Genomic DNA, 15,472 nt, shown 5'->3' with positions numbered 1-15,472 from the left:
TGGCATTTGTCTTTGATTTAGGAGACCTATGTTTTAGTCGCAGGTTTGATTATTTGATTGGGCTACGCGTTTGCCTTAGTGCTTCGATTGTCTGGCGTGTTGATGGAAGGCTATAATCGCGCCCCTTTATACCGTATCTCGCATTGGTACTCTGATGAACCGTAAAAAGAAGATTAATCAAACCTTGAAGAGCAAGGCAAAAAAGGCCAATGCCAAACTGCAATCTAGCAATAAACCTAAATATATTGCGAAGGCAGAGAGAGAAGCATTAGCTGCGGCAGTTGAGCATGAAATCCCATCAAAAACCGCAGAACCTCAGCTTGATATTGCACTGCCAATAAGCTGATTAAAGTAAGTTGTTAAGCCTATAGTGCAGTTAAATACTTGATAGGGTTTTGATAAAAGGCCTTTTTATAACCTTGGGTTGAAGTATCCATCAGCCAAGGTTTAGGTAATAAGCTCAAAATGGAATAGTGCAAATGGGGCGGTTTACCTTGTGCATTGCCCGTATCGCCGACAGTGCCCAAAGTGTCACCTTGGTAGGCAATCAATCCTGTGGCTGATTCAATTTGTGCTAAATGGGCAAAGTAATGAATTTGCCATTTAGGACCTAAACCAACCACTACATTTCCTCCTTTGAAGAAGTCACCTCGATACAAGATCAGCATAGGCGTTGGCGCAATCACTGCGGTGTTTTTGGCGGCGAAAATATCTATCCCCTTGTGAACGCCCGATGGACCCCAAGGTTCATACCAAAAGGTTTGGCTGTTCCAATCTTTACTGCTGGCACCTTTTACTGGGATCGCGGGTGACTCAGGGATCAGATAACCACCAAGTAGCAGTAACGTCAGTGCTAATCCAACATATTTCAATTTCATTTTTTATCCTGCATTAAGTGTTTGCGTACCTTAAGTTTTAATGAAACTCGCTAAATTCCCGCCAACTTTCAGGATATTGCAAGTGCTCGGCTTCTGAGAGTGATAGCCAATAGGGGCGCCAAAAATAGCTGCACCAAAAGTCGATATTACCTTGAAGACTGCCGAGAGTATCGGGATCGATATTGGGAAAGCTTTCCCATGGATTGGGCGGGGCGGATTTGAATCTGATTAATGCTTCTAGCAAGGGTTTGTCATTGGTCACTAAGGTTATGCACACACCCGCAAAATCGTCATATTGGTTCAGTAATACGCAGGTCGCTTGGGTTGGGTGTTCGATAAAACCGTTAAAGTTGACCGTTTGCTCGGGCAATGTGTTAAAGCCTGCCTGGCTAAGTAAAGTGTTTAAGGCCTCTTTCCCTTGGTAAGTCAGCAAGCAATGCAATTGATAAGCAAAAATATCTTCTCTGTTCATAGGTACAACGAGTGGATAGGTTTGTATGATTGGCAAGCTGATATTGGGCATCTGGGTTTGATGAAAAACAGTGCGTAACTCAGTTTGTGGCCTAGATTGCTTGAGGCTATCACTATTACGCACAAGGCGTTGTTTAATCCAAGTTAATACTGACATTATTGTTATTTCTCAGTGAAGCTTACTGGGGAATGGCGTATTTGCGGATTCTGCTATCGGGGATGCTGTGATTTCCGGGGCCTGCCATCTTAACCAACCTTTTACTCGAGGCGCATCAATATACCAGAGGCCGTTTTGTTGAATTAATGCCAACCGTTCGCGTGATGGGCCAAAGGGGCCGGGATTTTGCTGGGCAATTTCAATACTGCTATCGGTAACTGAGGCAATGATTGCAACGTGACCGTAGGGGTTAAATATCCATGGAGAAAACACGAGTAGATCATCCTGCATAGGTTTGGTCTGACTCGCATTAGTGTATTGCCACATAGCGCGTTTTTCATTCCACATGCCATCGCTTAACTTGTTATCAAAAAAGTCTCTAGCATGGCCTAAAGCGTCAGGCATTTTATGCTGGTAGCGTTGGTAAAAGTAGCGCTTAACAAATTCAACACATTGATATTGAATACCTAAGTTATAACCATCTATAGATAGGTTGCGTCCTGAATGGGTATTAACTCCTCCGTTATAATAGATATTAACCCCGTTTAGAGTGTCGATGACTTCTCCTACTTGATGGTGGGAATTAAAGTTAATCCGAGTTATCAGACTGTAGGCACAGTATACGAGCCCCATCAGTATCGCGAAAAAAGCTAATAGAATGGATAAGCGTCTAATCATCTTTAGTACGGCAAGCTAAAAAGAGTTGTTGAGTAAGATACTTATCTCACTTTCGGGCTGCGTATTTTATGTTCTGAAGAATATGGGCGTCTAGGGTATGGGTTTTATATTGGCACAGGTTAATACTTTTGGGTGATCTAAGGTTATCTAAAATAAAGGCCGCATCAGCGGCCTTTGTTATTTGTGGCGGTTAGAGTAAAGCGGTTGCGAGTAGATAACCGACAGCCGATGCTGTCGCTACACCTATAAACCCTGGGATGATAAAGCTGTGGTTAATAATGAACTTACCTATTTTAGTCGTACCTGAACGGTCAAAGCCGATACAGGCCAGATCACTTGGATAGGTTGGTAGCACGAAATAACCGTAGCTTGCAGGGAGGAAGGCGATTAAGAGTTTTGGATCGACCCCTAAGGCGAGTCCCATAGGTGCGATTGCTGTGAGTGCTGCCGCTTGGCTATTAACAAGCTTAGAGATGAGAAACAGCACTAAGGCATAGGTCCAAGGCTGGCTTTGTACTACATGGGACAGGTTTTCCTGCAGTACATCCATATGGCTGATGAAGAAAGTATCACTCATCCAAGCCACACCAAATACTGAGAAAATTGCTACCATGCCCGCTTTAAAAACGGGACCGTTAGAGATGTTGGTCGGTTTGACTTTACAGGTCATCAGGATAAAAGCACCTGCAATTAACATCATCATCTGGATCACTAAGTTCATCGAGAGCAAGGTCGACTTACCTTTAACGTCAAAGGCGGGACGCAATTCACTAAATGAACCTAACAGTACCACAGCAGCGATAGCGGTGAAGAAAATCCCCGTTGCCCAGTAAGCTTCCTTCGGATATTTTTGATTTAACAGGGTTTCGCTCTTGTCATAGATAAAGGCTCTTTGGACTGGATCTTTAATGCGTTCTTGAAATTCTTCATCTTTATCTAAATCTTTACCACGACGCAGACTCCAAAGTGCAGCGGCCATGACACCGCAAAGCGATGCTGGCACTGACACCATTAAAATTTCGAGCAGATTGTAAGCGCGGCCTACACCCTGTTGTGATGCCAGAATCGACACCATAGACACCACAGCTACCGACACGGGCGAAGCACAAATCGCCATTTGCGAGGCGACAGATGCCACCGCCATTGGGCGCTCTGGGCGAATATTTTTCTTCAGCGCGATATCGGAAATAATCGGGAACATGGTGTAAACCACATGACCAGTACCGCAAAGGAAGGTCAGCGTCCACGTGGTCAGTGGTGCTAGAATCGTGATGTATTGTGGATGACGGCGCAGTAAGCGCTCGGCATACTGCATCATCACATCTAATCCACCCGCGGTTTGCAATACGGCCGCACAGCCAATGACTGCAAGTATCGTTAGCATAACTTGCACTGGCGGTTGGCCCGGCGCTAAACCGAAAACAAAAATCAGTAAAAATAAGCCAATACCGCTGATGAGGCCTAATCCCATGCCGCCGTAGCGGGTACCTAGCAGTAGGCAGCTAAGCACTACTATAAATTCCATTAAAATCATCCGATTTACCTCTGCGGAACTTACCGCTTAGCTATTAGTTGAGTGATGAGTGTCTTCAGGAACATTCTGCGGAGTAAAAGTGTTTGAAAAATTGCGCTGGCGCATGGTGTAAATAAAAAATGGCATTAGTTTTTTCGGAAATTTGACCTAACGCTAGAAACATGTGGCGATAAGTTGCATTCTGGTTACGAGTTTTACGGATTGGGCTAACGCTTTGAGCTCACTCCGTTTAAAAGAACGATAACAATACTCAAGGATAAGCCCGTGAAACCTGCCACCTTTAATACCGAAGCCTTTGATGATTGGATCCGCAGCCGCTTTGTGGAACTCAATTCCGAGCTAGAACAGCTTTACTACCAACAAACAGATCGGGCCAATGTGCTCGATATCGGCGCAGAAGCTAAGTTGGCGCTGGAGAGCGAAGGGCGAGAGTTGATTAAAACCTTGCTCGATGAGGGGAATACTGATGAAGGTTTCGACAGTGCCTTCGATTTACTCGGCAATGTGGGCTTGTATATGGCGGCCTGTCGGCGCCATGAAATTACTGAGCCCTCGCGGGAAACGACATCGCCATTAGCTGAGGCTTCTGCGCTCGCCATGCATATTGGCGCTTCAATAGGCGTCACGCCGCGTTTTGCCACCGCACATTTAACTACTCACAATCGTGCCCACAATGGCATTTATAAGCGCTTTACCGATCTGTCCGCTGAAAAGCTGTTTGTGGATTACAACACTAAGGGCATTTTGGCCTATAAACGCGCCGCCGATGCGCTATTGAAGATCCAGCCTTTGGGCATTTCCCATCCCATCAGTCACGATTTACTGCGAGTCGCTAAACAGGCCTTGCAAGATGTGATTGAGTCGAATACCCAATTATTTAATCGACTAGATACGGACCGTTTCTTTTACTGTGTTCGCCCTTACTACAAACCTTATCGGGTGGGCTCGGTCATTTATCGCGGCGCTAACGCCGGGGATTTTGCGGGGATTAATGTAATCGATTTAACGCTAGGTCTTTGTTTTGCAAACGAAGCCTCCTATTCGCAAATGCTGGTGGACAAGTTTTTATACATGATGCCGGAGGATCAACAGATATTGCGCGAGTGCATGCGTCGGCCGAATTTGATGGATGACTTCCTGCAGGCAAAAGACTGCTCAACCCAAGATTGGTATCAAGAAAACTTGCGACTCTTTATCGAAGTCTGCGAATTACATGGCGAGACTGCGATTCAGCACCATAATGAGTTAGTGACTAAATATATTGCTGAGCCTTCGACAAGTATGGAGCAGCAGCATTTAGCTAAAGTTACCGCGAGTGGTCCGCCACTGCATGTGCTACTCGGCTCATTGGAGCGACTCAGAGACAGACGCGCCGCCGCTCAACGCAGCGATATTCGGACTCGTTATTGTGATATTAAAAAACTAAAAGAGAGTTTGAGATAACACTATGTTTGAAGATTTTAAAAAGGACTTTTACCTAGCAGGTCCAGGATATCTATTAAACCATTCCGTTGGCCGGCCATTAAAATCGACCGAGCAGGTCTTTAAAGAAGCCTTTTTTGCGCCTTGGCAGGAGTCGGGGCGTGAACCTTGGGGCCAGTGGCTGGGTGTGATTGATGATTTTACCTTTGCTTTATCTAAACTATTTAACGGCCACCAGAAGGATTTTTGCCCTCAGGTCAATCTTTCCAGTGCGCTGACTAAAATTGTCATGTCCCTCGACAGATTGAACCGCGAACACGCCGTTGTGTTAATGAGTGAGATTGATTTTCCCAGCATGGGTTTTGCCCTTAAAAAAGCGCTGCCTGCCAGTTGCGAAGTACGCTTTATTCCTAAAGGGCTCGATATCACCGACCCTAATGTGTGGGATACGCATATCAGCCGCGATGTGGATCTGGTGTTTGTCAGCCATGCTTACTCGAATACGGGGCAGCAGGCGCCATTAGCCAATATTTTCACCATAGCCCGTGAGCGAGGTTGTTTGAGCTTAGTGGATGTAGCGCAATCGGCGGGGATTATTCCGCTGGATCTCGCGCGCCTACAACCCGATTTTTTAATCGGTTCGAGTGTGAAATGGCTCTGCGGCGGCCCTGGTGCTGCTTATCTTTGGGTTAATCCCGCCATATTGGAGAGTTGTCAGCCTAAGGATGTGGGTTGGTTTAGCCACGAGAATCCGTTCGAATTTGATATCCATGATTTTCGTTACCAGCATTCCGCGCTGCGCTTTTGGGGAGGGACACCATCAATCGCGCCTTATGCCATTGCCACCCATAGCATTCATTATCTTGCTGGTTTAGGTACTCCGTTGCTGCGTAAATACAATCAGCAATTGATTGATGCTGTGGCGCAAGAGCTCGACCATGAGTTTGTGTCGCCGCGGGATACTGAAAAGCGCAGCGGCACGCTTATTCTGCAGTTTGGTAAACAGCAGCATCAAATGATGACGGCATTAGCGAACGCGAATATTAGTGTCGACGCCCGCAGTATGGGGATCCGGATTTCTCCGCATATTTATAACAATATGGCCGATATCAAGCTGTTACTAGATGTGATTAAAGCCAATCGCTAACTTAAATGATTTAAAATGGCTTACTAGGCTAGGTTGTACTACGTAATTACAACTAACAAGGCACAACACTCTGGGAGGCAAACCGCGACATGGTCGTTCCCGTATGCCGGCGTTAACTCACCGTCACACAGGCAACTTGAGGTTATTTATTGGGTGCGATCATGCTTAAATCTTGTAGTCATAGCGGCAGACCATAGGTCGCGGGGTGTGGAGCTTGGGATCGCTGGGCGTGATCGCTAAATCTGCAGGTAGCATAACAGTATCGATGATCAACGCACTGCTCATATCAACGAGTGTCAGCGGGATGGTAAAGAGCAGCAAGGGCGGGGCCGCCAACGCGGAGATAATCATACACTCCTCGCCATTATCAACAGCCGTTTGCACACTTGAGAAAGAATGACCCCAAGTTGAATCTTCTCCCATCCTCGACGTTATTGTTGCACATCCCGTGAGAGAACAGCACACGACCAACCAAGTCAACCAACGCATAACCACTCCATTGTTTATATGTGAAAAACTGTATTGCTTCGGTATGATCTACTTACTTGATCAACTGAGAGCGTTAGTGATGTGGAACCAGATCTGGTTTCATTTGACGCCAACCTGTTTTGTTTCAACAGCTTGGCATTCTAACTATATGATTATATCTGTCAATTATTCATCAACAGAAATGAGATACAACCAAGCTCAATAACCTAGTTGTTAACGGCGACTCTTGTTTTGGATAAGCATTAATCATGGAGGTTTGTATGCCGTGTCCTCGCAGAACTCAGATGAGTTTTGAACATACTCTTTAAAATCAGTCTCCACTTCCCTCACTGGCCATCTAGCTACTTTTATTACTTTCCTTAAAACTGTTTCAGTAAATATTCGCTTGAGGGTAGGCCGAGAGCATATTATGTTGCTGATTTAAAATGGATGACTGGATTTACTGCTTGGCGATGGCCACGCTACAAGTAGAGTCTACCGAGAGGTAACAGGATGAACAATAAAGCAGCGCCGCAGCAGTCGGCGTCGACAGAGCAAGAGACACAACCGTTGGACGACAGTCGGTATGAAGACCTGCCGCGCAGTGAGTTCCTGCAATTACCCAAAGAGGAGCAAGACCGGCTCTATCAGTTGCGTCAGCAGCGGGTGCGGGAGGCGCCCACGCTTTATGAGTGGGATATTCGGGTGGCGACTGTCTATGGTCTATTTTGGTTAACCTTCCTGATCCCGTGTGGCTGTTTAGCACTTATAGGGAGCTATTTGCTATCTGGCGATACTAGCTTGGGTGTGGGGTTAATCATCATGGCCCTAATAATGTGCCTATCTGCTCGTTACCTCTGGTTTGCAGACAAGCAGTACCACTATCGGCTCACCACCGAGGGGCTGGTCACCACCTATCATGATGCGATTCCAGATGCAGCCTACGCGGTAGTGCGGGGGCTGGCTTGGTTTGGGGTAGTGGTTTGCATCGTTGGCGTGGCATTGTTAGGCCCGGTAGCCTTGGTCGGCGCGGGTGGTTTTGCCGTGATGGCATTTTTCTTCACCGGTTTTAAAAATATAGAGACTACTTACGAGAGTCCTATAAAGAATGGGCATCGTCATTTGATTAAGGTAACGCGGAATCGTCCATTTATTGCCTGCCAATCGGATGTACGAACAATGGGCTTACGCGCAAGCATTCGTCTTCATTGCCCATTGGATAAGATGCACACTATCTTGTCATTGCTGATGACGCAGTTACCTGATTCTGAAATCCGTGTATTTAAAAATGAGCGCGTGTTAGATGGCGTACCATTTGCGTCATTTGAGTCAGGCAAACCAGCCCAACTATCAGATTTTGCCCCTGACAATACCCAGCCCAGTTAACGTTTTTTCTCGCGCCTGTTATTGGCGCGAGACTCGGTGTCCATCAGTGACAGCTTTGCCACCAAGATGCTAACAGACTTTTTAGCGGCAAGGTCGTCAAGGGTGAGAAAACATTAAGTACGAGCTGTGTGGGTAGGTTAACGATGACCGTGCAGTCCGTGGGTACAGCAAAGGAATAGCTATATGAATAAGAGAGCAGCGCCGCAGCAGTTGGCGTCGACAGAGCAAGAGACACAACCGTTGGACGACAGTCGGTATGAAGACCTGCCGCGCAGTGAGTACCTGCAATTACCCCAAGAGGAGCAAGACCGGCTCAATAAGCTGCGTCAGCAGCGGGTGCGTGAGGCGCCCACCCTCTATGAGTGGGATATTAAGGTAGCGACTGTGTATGGCATTGGGTGGATCATGGTCCTTATTCCGTGCGGGATTACGGCTCTAGTTGGGTCGGTGACATACTGGTATGGATTTGAGCAATGGTATTATTTTCTCATCATAGCGATGATTTTTGGGCCATTTATGCGCTACCTCTGGTTGGCTGACAAACAGTACCACTATCGGCTCACCACCGAGGGGCTGGTCACCACCTATCATGATGCTATTCCGGATGCAGCCTATGCGGTAGTGCGGGGGCTGGCTTGGTTTGGTGTGGTGGTTTGTATTGTCGGGGTGGCCTTTTTAGGCCCAGCAGCGCTGGTTGGTGTAGGTGGAATGGCTCTGGGGGCATTTTTCTTTACTGGTTTTAAAAATGTAGAGACTACTTACGAGAGTCCTATAAAAAATGGGTATCGTCATTTGATTAAGGTAACGCGGAATCGTCCATTTATTGCCTGCCAATCGGATGTACGAACAATGGGCTTACGTGCAAGTATCCGTCTTCATTGCCCATTGGATAAGATGCACATTATCTTGTCATTGCTGATGACGCAGTTACCTGATTCTGAAATCCGTGTATTTAAAAATGAGCGCGTGTTAGATGGTGTACCATTTGCGTCATTTGAGTCAGGCGAACCTGCCCAACTGGTAGATTTTGCCCCTGACAATAACCAGCCTAGTTGAATAAAGCGTGGACACTTAACAATAATGGCGCGGTAGTTAACTTCCGACTATATAGGTGGTTTTTCTGCTGCATCCATGTTTAGTTTAGATCGGTTTTTAACTATCTATCTCTATTGTTGCTGTTGCCGCGGTGTCTGGCGTGCCTTCTCTGAATGATAAAAGAGTGATTGGCGATGATGCCTATTTAGAGAACAATGCGATGATTGAATCAGAATAAAAGTTGTATATACCTTCAAAATACAAAAAGCCCCGATAGCGTTGCTATCGAGGCTTTTATATTTTCTATATCAATTACATAAAGCGAGCCGGTTGTATAGCGCTAGCCATTACAGGCTGTAGTACATTTCAAACTCAAGTGGGTGAGTTGTACGTGCTACGCGCTCAGCTTCTGCTGTTTTCAGTACGATATAAGATTGGATGAAATCTTCACTGAACACGCCGCCTTTAGTCAGGAACTCATGGTCAGCTTGCAGATTTTCAAGGGCGTTTTCTAATGACGTCGCCACTTGTGGGATTTCAGCCGCTTCTTCTGGAGGCAGATCGTACAGATCTTTGTCCATCGCTTCACCTGGGTGGATCTTGTTTTGGATACCGTCAAGACCCGCCATTAGCAGCGCTGCGAAACCTAAGTATGGGTTTGCATGTGGATCAGGGAAACGTGCTTCGATACGACGGCCTTTAGGGCTTGGTACCACTGGAATACGGATTGATGCAGAGCGGTTACGGGCAGAGTAGGCCAACATAACAGGTGCTTCAAAGTGTGGCACTAAACGCTTGTAAGAGTTAGTGCTTGGGTTAGTGAAAGCGTTCAGCGCGCGAGCGTGCTTGATGATACCACCTATGTAGTACAGAGCCGTTTCACTTAAACCTGCGTATTTGTCGCCAGCGAACAAGTTAACACCGTCTTTCGCCAGAGATTGGTGAACGTGCATGCCGCTACCGTTGTCACCAACGATGGGTTTAGGCATGAAAGTCGCAGTCTTACCGTAAGCGTGTGCCATGTTGTGCACTACGTACTTCAGAATTTGGATTTCATCCGCTTTCTTAGTCAAGGTGTTGAAGCGAGTTGCGATTTCGTTTTGACCTGCAGTCGCCACTTCGTGGTGATGCGCTTCAACCACTTGGCCCATTTCTTCGAGCACTAAACACATAGCGCTACGTAGGTCTTGTGATGAGTCAACCGGTGCAACTGGGAAGTAACCGCCTTTAACAAATGGACGGTGACCTGTGTTGCCGCCTTCGTAGCTAGTGCCTGAGTTCCAAGCCGCTTCTTTAGCGTCGATCTTAACGAAACAACCTGACATGTCAGTACCGAAACGGACATCGTCAAATAGGAAGAATTCTGGTTCTGGTCCAATCAATACAGTATCAGCGATACCAGTAGAGATCAGGTAAGCTTCTGCTTTTTTAGCAATTGAGCGTGGGTCACGGTCGTAACCTGTCATGGTACCGGGTTCAAGAATGTCACAACGGATCAGCGCTGTAGTTTCTTCGGTGAAAGGATCCAGTACGAATGTTGTTGGATCTGGCATCAGTACCATGTCTGATTCGTTAATGCCTTTCCAACCTGCGATAGAAGAACCGTCAAACATTTTGCCGTCTTCGAAGAAATCAGCATCTACCTGATGAGAAGGAATAGATACGTGCTGCTCTTTACCTTTAGTGTCGGTAAAACGTAAATCAACGAACTTAACTTCTAATTCTTCAAGTTGCTTTAAAACTGATTCAACTGACATTCTCAAGCCTCCGGTAGGGTAAAGGGATGCCCCTTCTATAATCTTTTAACTCAAGTTATTTATCTTGAGCCAAACTTACGAGCTATAAAGCGATATCCATGCCAATAATTTAACTTACTGATTAACATGATTTAAAATCTTTGTTGCACTTAATTGGATTCGTGTGCGCACCATAATGGTGCTTTTGTCTGTGGCATTTTGGTGCATTACTCCATTTTGGTGCGCACTGAATTGATTCATGCAAACCTTAAGCTGGGATGCACAGCGATAACATGCACCGCTTATATGGCACTGAGATGGCAATGACGCTTTGGCTTTCACAGTATAAGTAAGTACTGCCTCACTGAAGCTCGCACATACTTGCAGCACAGAACGGGAATATTTACCACCGCATAACCGCCGCATAATTGTCATAAAACCACGCTAGTCTGTCCAACTATGCCACGCATTATCAATCCAATAGTGGTTTATTATCATATTATTAGGAAAGAGTTCGTTCTCATGTGCGAAATGTCTTTGCTGTTCACAGACCAAGTGAAATCAGTGATGCGTAAAAAGGTATCCCGTGACAATGAAGTGAGTCTTAATGCCATCGGGTGTAAACGCCAACATGAACGTTAGATTAAGTGTGCCGCAGAATTTATTGCAGTGTGTTCACGTGGTAATTTCTCTGTATCTAAGTCGATTTTGCTGATGCTTAAATCGACATTAGCAGTGCGAACATTGAATACGAAAAATAGCAAATTCAGCTGCTTAACTCGGATTTTTCCTACTAATATGGCAATTAAACAGAGCGTTAACTCTGGCTACAGAGGATTTCACTCAGTGGATGATTGACGGAAATTACCCAAGGATTGGCGGATTGTTTTATAAGTGTTCAAAAATAATCCTGTGCGCCAAGGCCGCTCTGGAGTAGAATGGCACGCTTTTTATTGTGGTAGATCGAGCTCGATCACCATAACGAATTACTGAAATATCCCTATTTTTGTTTGATGGTAAGAGGTTTATCCGTGCTAGAGAATTTACGTAACATCGCCATTATTGCACACGTTGACCATGGCAAAACGACCCTGGTAGACAAGTTGCTGTCACAGTCAGGCACCCTTGCAACCCGAGGAGAAGCCACTGAGCGGGTGATGGACTCCAACGATCTTGAAAAGGAACGTGGGATCACGATTCTGGCAAAGAATACTGCCATCAAGTGGAACGACTACCGTATTAACATCGTTGATACCCCAGGCCACGCCGATTTCGGTGGTGAGGTTGAGCGTGTTCTGTCTATGGTTGACTCAGTATTATTGCTGGTTGATGCCGTTGATGGTCCAATGCCACAAACTCGCTTCGTAACCAAGAAAGCGTTTGCTCAAGGCTTAAAGCCAATCGTTGTTATCAACAAAATTGACCGTCCAGGTGCACGCCCAGATTGGGTTATTGACCAAGTATTCGACCTGTTCGATAACTTAGGTGCAACTGACGAGCAACTAGATTTCCCAATCGTCTACGCTTCTGCGTTAAACGGTTTTGCAACTTTAGATCCGGATGTAGCGAGCGATGATATGACGCCGCTGTTCCAAACTATCGTTGAAAAAGTATCTTTCCCAGATGCTGACGCCGAAGGCGCGTTCCAGATGCAAATTTCGCAAATCGACTACAACTCATACGTGGGTGTTATCGGTATCGGCCGCATCAAGCGTGGTAGCGTTAAAACTAACCAACAAGTGACTATTATTGGCGCAGATGGCAAAACTCGTAACGGTAAAATGGGCCAAGTATTAGGTTACATGGGTCTAGACCGTACTGAAGTTGAAATTGCTAACGCTGGCGACATCGTTGCTATCACTGGTTTAGGCGAGCTGAAAATTTCTGACACTATCTGTGCCGTTGGTGCAGTAGAAGCTATGCCACCTTTGACTGTTGATGAACCTACTCTGACCATGACTTTCCAAGTTAATACTTCACCTTTTGCAGGTAAAGAAGGTAAGTATGTGACTTCACGTAACATTCTGGAGCGTCTGCAAACAGAATTAGTCCACAACGTGGCACTGCGTGTTGAAGAAACAGAAAGTCCAGATCGCTTCCGTGTATCTGGCCGTGGTGAATTGCATTTATCAATCTTGATTGAAAACATGCGTCGTGAAGGTTACGAGTTAGCCGTATCACGTCCAGAAGTTATTCTGAAAACTATCGACGGTGAACTGTGTGAACCATTTGAAACCTTGACTGTTGACGTTGAAGAAGAAGATCAAGGCACAGTAATCGAGAAGTTAGGTACCCGTAAAGCTGAAATGAAAGACATGCAGCTTGATGGTAAAGGTCGTGTCCGTATCGACTTCATCATCCCAAGCCGTGGTTTAATCGGTTTCCAAACTGAGTTTATGACTGCGACTTCTGGTACTGGTCTAATTTATCACTCATTCGACCATTACGGTCCACATAAAGGTGGCGATATCGGTCAACGCGCTAACGGCGTATTGATCTCTAACGCAACGGGTAAGGCTCTGACCTTCGCACTGTTCGGTCTGCAAGATCGCGGTCGTCTCTTTATCGGCCACGCCGCTGAAGTATACGAAGGCCAAGTGGTTGGTATTCACGCTCGCTCAAACGATCTGACTGTTAACTGTTTGAAAGGTAAGCAGCTGACCAACATGCGTGCTTCTGGTACTGACGAAGCCCAAGTGCTGACTACGCCAATCACAATGACACTTGAGCAAGCGCTTGAGTTCATCGATGATGATGAATTAGTTGAAGTAACGCCTAAGAACATTCGTGTTCGTAAGAGACACTTGACTGAAAACGATCGTAAGCGCTTTAACCGCGGTTAATGCCAGCCTGTTAACTCAGGTGACACGCCCTTAAGGTGAGTCAATCGGTTTAAAAAGCCCTGCATAGGAAACTGTGCAGGGCTTTTTGTTGGGATAAATTGAGTAATGGGTATTATACCAATCACATTAAATAGCTAATCAGTTCAGAGCCTCACAGGCATCTCAATCCAAGGCGCATTGACGCAGAAATGGTTATTCCCTTTTAAGTCAATGCAACACGGGAGTGGGATGCCTGTGTGGCTCCCGAAGGGCGGCTGATGTTCACTACATGGTAACGCGCTTTATAGTGCGTTTAAGGCTTTCGACAGAGCACCACTATGCCTTCAAGCCTTCGCCTTGTCTAAAGCGCGTTGAACTCGCGCTGAATGAACAGATATTTAATACGATTGGTATTAGTCGTCCTCATCCATCACCCGTATGCAATTGCGGCCAGCGGATTTTGCGCGGTAGAGGGCGGCGTCCGCTTGGCGAACGAGTTCTAGAGCATTTTGTTTGTTAGAGGGTTGCAGATAGGCGACGCCTGCGCTCACTGTTACAATCCCAAGGTCGGTATTTGCATGCGGAATGGCAATGGCTTGGATCAACTGATGTATATGCTGCGCTGTCTCAAGTACGGTTTGATTATCGACATTCGGTAATAGAATGACAAATTCTTCGCCGCCGTAGCGAGCGACTAATTCGCCCGCTCTGCGACCGGACTGGGACAGTGTACTCGCTAATTGTTTAAGGCAATCGTCTCCGGCGAGGTGGCCATAGTGATCGTTAAATTGTTTAAAGTGGTCAATATCGAGCATGATGAGGGCCAGTGATGAATTGCTCCTTTGTCCACGACTCCACTCCGTTTGTAACATCATGTCAAATAGGCGGCGATTGCCGATATTGGTTAAACCGTCGGTATTGCTGAGTATTTCAAGTTGCCTATTGGCTTCTGCCAGCTCACTAGTTCGAGCTGTGATCATGGATTCAAGTTCGACGTTACGTTCCTCTAATCGCGCGATCGGGTAAATTTCCCCTTTGTGGGCTAAGCCGTAGGGGATGGATATGCCACTGTGGACAATCATCCAGTCGTTGTTTTCTCGGTGAAATATCAACACTAGCCGTGCTGTTTCGCGGGAAAGCATAGGATTAGGGATAGGTAAGTGGATATGGAAAAAGGCAGTCACAACCACGAGGTTGTCGGCAAGGTCTTGTAAAGAAAGATCTAACATTTCGATGTGGATTCGCTCAGGCACTTGTGCAAAGTCCTGACGAGTGATTCGCACCCATTCTTCCCTGCTGGTGACAAGCTGGTCACTGCTCCCTGCATAGCCGCTAAAGTTATCACTAAAGCGACGAGTTAGCCTGTCATCACGGGAGGCATACATCTCAATATATTCGTCAAATAACGAATGGATCAATTGCTGTCGGTCGGGTCGCATAGGTTAGCTCCGTTGGGGAACATAAAACCATTTTCCTAATATCCGTATAGGAATATTATCTGCGATAAAGTCTAGCTGTTGCCTGATTGTAATCAATTTTATGACGTATATATTAAAAATACTGCAGAGAGTGATGTAAGCCATTATCTGCAGTATGGTCTGTGAGACAAAATTGTTTTGTATTCACTTAATGTATCATTTAGCCCAAGTATTATTTAACACAGCCTGTTGGGTTGGTTCAAAATCAGGCAAAGCTTGTTGGTATTGCTTAGCAGGGGTTGCTGATGAGAGGTTACTGG

At 46.0% G+C, this 15,472-nt stretch carries 14 protein-coding genes; 7 read left to right on the top strand and 7 right to left on the bottom strand.

Going from position 1 to position 15,472, the window contains the following annotated elements; genetic code table 11:
* Window positions 1-154 precede the first annotated feature (154 nt).
* Entirely contained in the window at window positions 155-346 is a 192-nt protein-coding gene (locus tag L5M51_RS21665; protein ID WP_263174604.1) for a DUF2986 domain-containing protein, read from the top strand.
* Window positions 347-365: 19 nt separating this feature from the next.
* Here the strand turns inward: L5M51_RS21665 and L5M51_RS21660 are convergent, their stop codons facing one another.
* From L5M51_RS21660 to L5M51_RS21645, 4 genes are all read right to left on the bottom strand, one after another.
* Window positions 366-878 (bottom strand): M23 family metallopeptidase, encoded by a 513-nt coding sequence (locus L5M51_RS21660; protein WP_263174601.1) that lies wholly within the window; start codon window positions 876-878, stop codon window positions 366-368.
* A gap of 37 nt (window positions 879-915) precedes the next feature.
* Window positions 916-1,506, bottom strand: coding sequence for a hypothetical protein (locus L5M51_RS21655; RefSeq protein WP_263147834.1), 591 nt, complete (start codon window positions 1,504-1,506; stop codon window positions 916-918).
* 12 nt (window positions 1,507-1,518) lie between these two features.
* Window positions 1,519-2,139, bottom strand: coding sequence for a CHAP domain-containing protein (locus tag L5M51_RS21650; protein WP_411569259.1), 621 nt, complete (start codon window positions 2,137-2,139; stop codon window positions 1,519-1,521).
* Window positions 2,140-2,374: 235 nt separating this feature from the next.
* Entirely contained in the window at window positions 2,375-3,718 is a 1,344-nt protein-coding gene (locus L5M51_RS21645; RefSeq protein WP_105251110.1) for an anaerobic C4-dicarboxylate transporter, read from the bottom strand.
* Window positions 3,719-3,982: 264 nt separating this feature from the next.
* On the opposite strand from L5M51_RS21645, the gene L5M51_RS21640 reads away from it, so the two are divergent.
* Together L5M51_RS21640 and L5M51_RS21635 are read left to right on the top strand one after the other, a co-directional pair.
* Window positions 3,983-5,161 (top strand): PrnB family protein, encoded by a 1,179-nt coding sequence (locus L5M51_RS21640; protein ID WP_105251111.1) that lies wholly within the window; start codon window positions 3,983-3,985, stop codon window positions 5,159-5,161.
* A 4-nt stretch (window positions 5,162-5,165) separates the two neighbouring features.
* A complete protein-coding gene (locus L5M51_RS21635) occupies window positions 5,166-6,287 on the top strand; it encodes an aminotransferase class V-fold PLP-dependent enzyme (RefSeq protein WP_105251112.1) in 1,122 nt (373 codons plus the stop codon).
* Between the two features lie 165 nt (window positions 6,288-6,452).
* Here L5M51_RS21635 and L5M51_RS21630 read toward each other — a convergent pair whose 3' ends face one another.
* The gene (locus L5M51_RS21630) at window positions 6,453-6,710 is read right to left on the bottom strand and encodes a YceK/YidQ family lipoprotein (RefSeq protein ID WP_251068942.1); all 258 of its coding nucleotides are present in this window, start codon (window positions 6,708-6,710) and stop codon (window positions 6,453-6,455) included.
* 558 nt (window positions 6,711-7,268) lie between these two features.
* On the opposite strand from L5M51_RS21630, the gene L5M51_RS21625 reads away from it, so the two are divergent.
* Window positions 7,269-8,141 carry a hypothetical protein gene (locus L5M51_RS21625; protein ID WP_263174598.1) on the top strand — a complete coding sequence of 291 codons (873 nt, stop codon included), beginning with the start codon at window positions 7,269-7,271 and terminating at the stop codon, window positions 8,139-8,141.
* 183 nt (window positions 8,142-8,324) lie between these two features.
* Window positions 8,325-9,197 carry a hypothetical protein gene (locus L5M51_RS21620; RefSeq protein WP_263174597.1) on the top strand — a complete coding sequence of 291 codons (873 nt, stop codon included), beginning with the start codon at window positions 8,325-8,327 and terminating at the stop codon, window positions 9,195-9,197.
* 326 nt (window positions 9,198-9,523) lie between these two features.
* Here the strand turns inward: L5M51_RS21620 and glnA are convergent, their stop codons facing one another.
* Complete coding sequence (gene glnA, locus L5M51_RS21615; RefSeq protein ID WP_113941334.1) at window positions 9,524-10,933, bottom strand: glutamate--ammonia ligase; 1,410 nt, start codon at window positions 10,931-10,933, stop codon at window positions 9,524-9,526.
* 1,010 nt (window positions 10,934-11,943) lie between these two features.
* Between glnA and typA the strand changes: the two genes are divergently transcribed.
* Together typA and L5M51_RS21605 are read left to right on the top strand one after the other, a co-directional pair.
* The gene (typA, locus tag L5M51_RS21610; protein WP_105251119.1) at window positions 11,944-13,755 is read left to right on the top strand and encodes a translational GTPase TypA; all 1,812 of its coding nucleotides are present in this window, start codon (window positions 11,944-11,946) and stop codon (window positions 13,753-13,755) included.
* Between the two features lie 268 nt (window positions 13,756-14,023).
* A complete protein-coding gene (locus L5M51_RS21605; protein ID WP_263174594.1) occupies window positions 14,024-14,254 on the top strand; it encodes a hypothetical protein in 231 nt (76 codons plus the stop codon).
* On the opposite strand, the gene L5M51_RS21600 is transcribed toward L5M51_RS21605, so the two are convergent.
* Window positions 14,148-15,173 carry a GGDEF domain-containing protein gene (locus L5M51_RS21600; RefSeq protein ID WP_263147818.1) on the bottom strand — a complete coding sequence of 342 codons (1,026 nt, stop codon included), beginning with the start codon at window positions 15,171-15,173 and terminating at the stop codon, window positions 14,148-14,150. The genes L5M51_RS21605 and L5M51_RS21600 overlap by 107 nt on opposite strands.
* Window positions 15,174-15,472 lie beyond the last annotated feature (299 nt).

The sequence above is a fragment of the Shewanella sp. SM73 genome, assembly GCF_025653795.1.
Taxonomy (GTDB): domain Bacteria; phylum Pseudomonadota; class Gammaproteobacteria; order Enterobacterales; family Shewanellaceae; genus Shewanella; species Shewanella oncorhynchi.
Note: the sequence above shows the minus strand (reverse complement) of the source record. Positions and strands in the feature narration are given on the sequence as shown.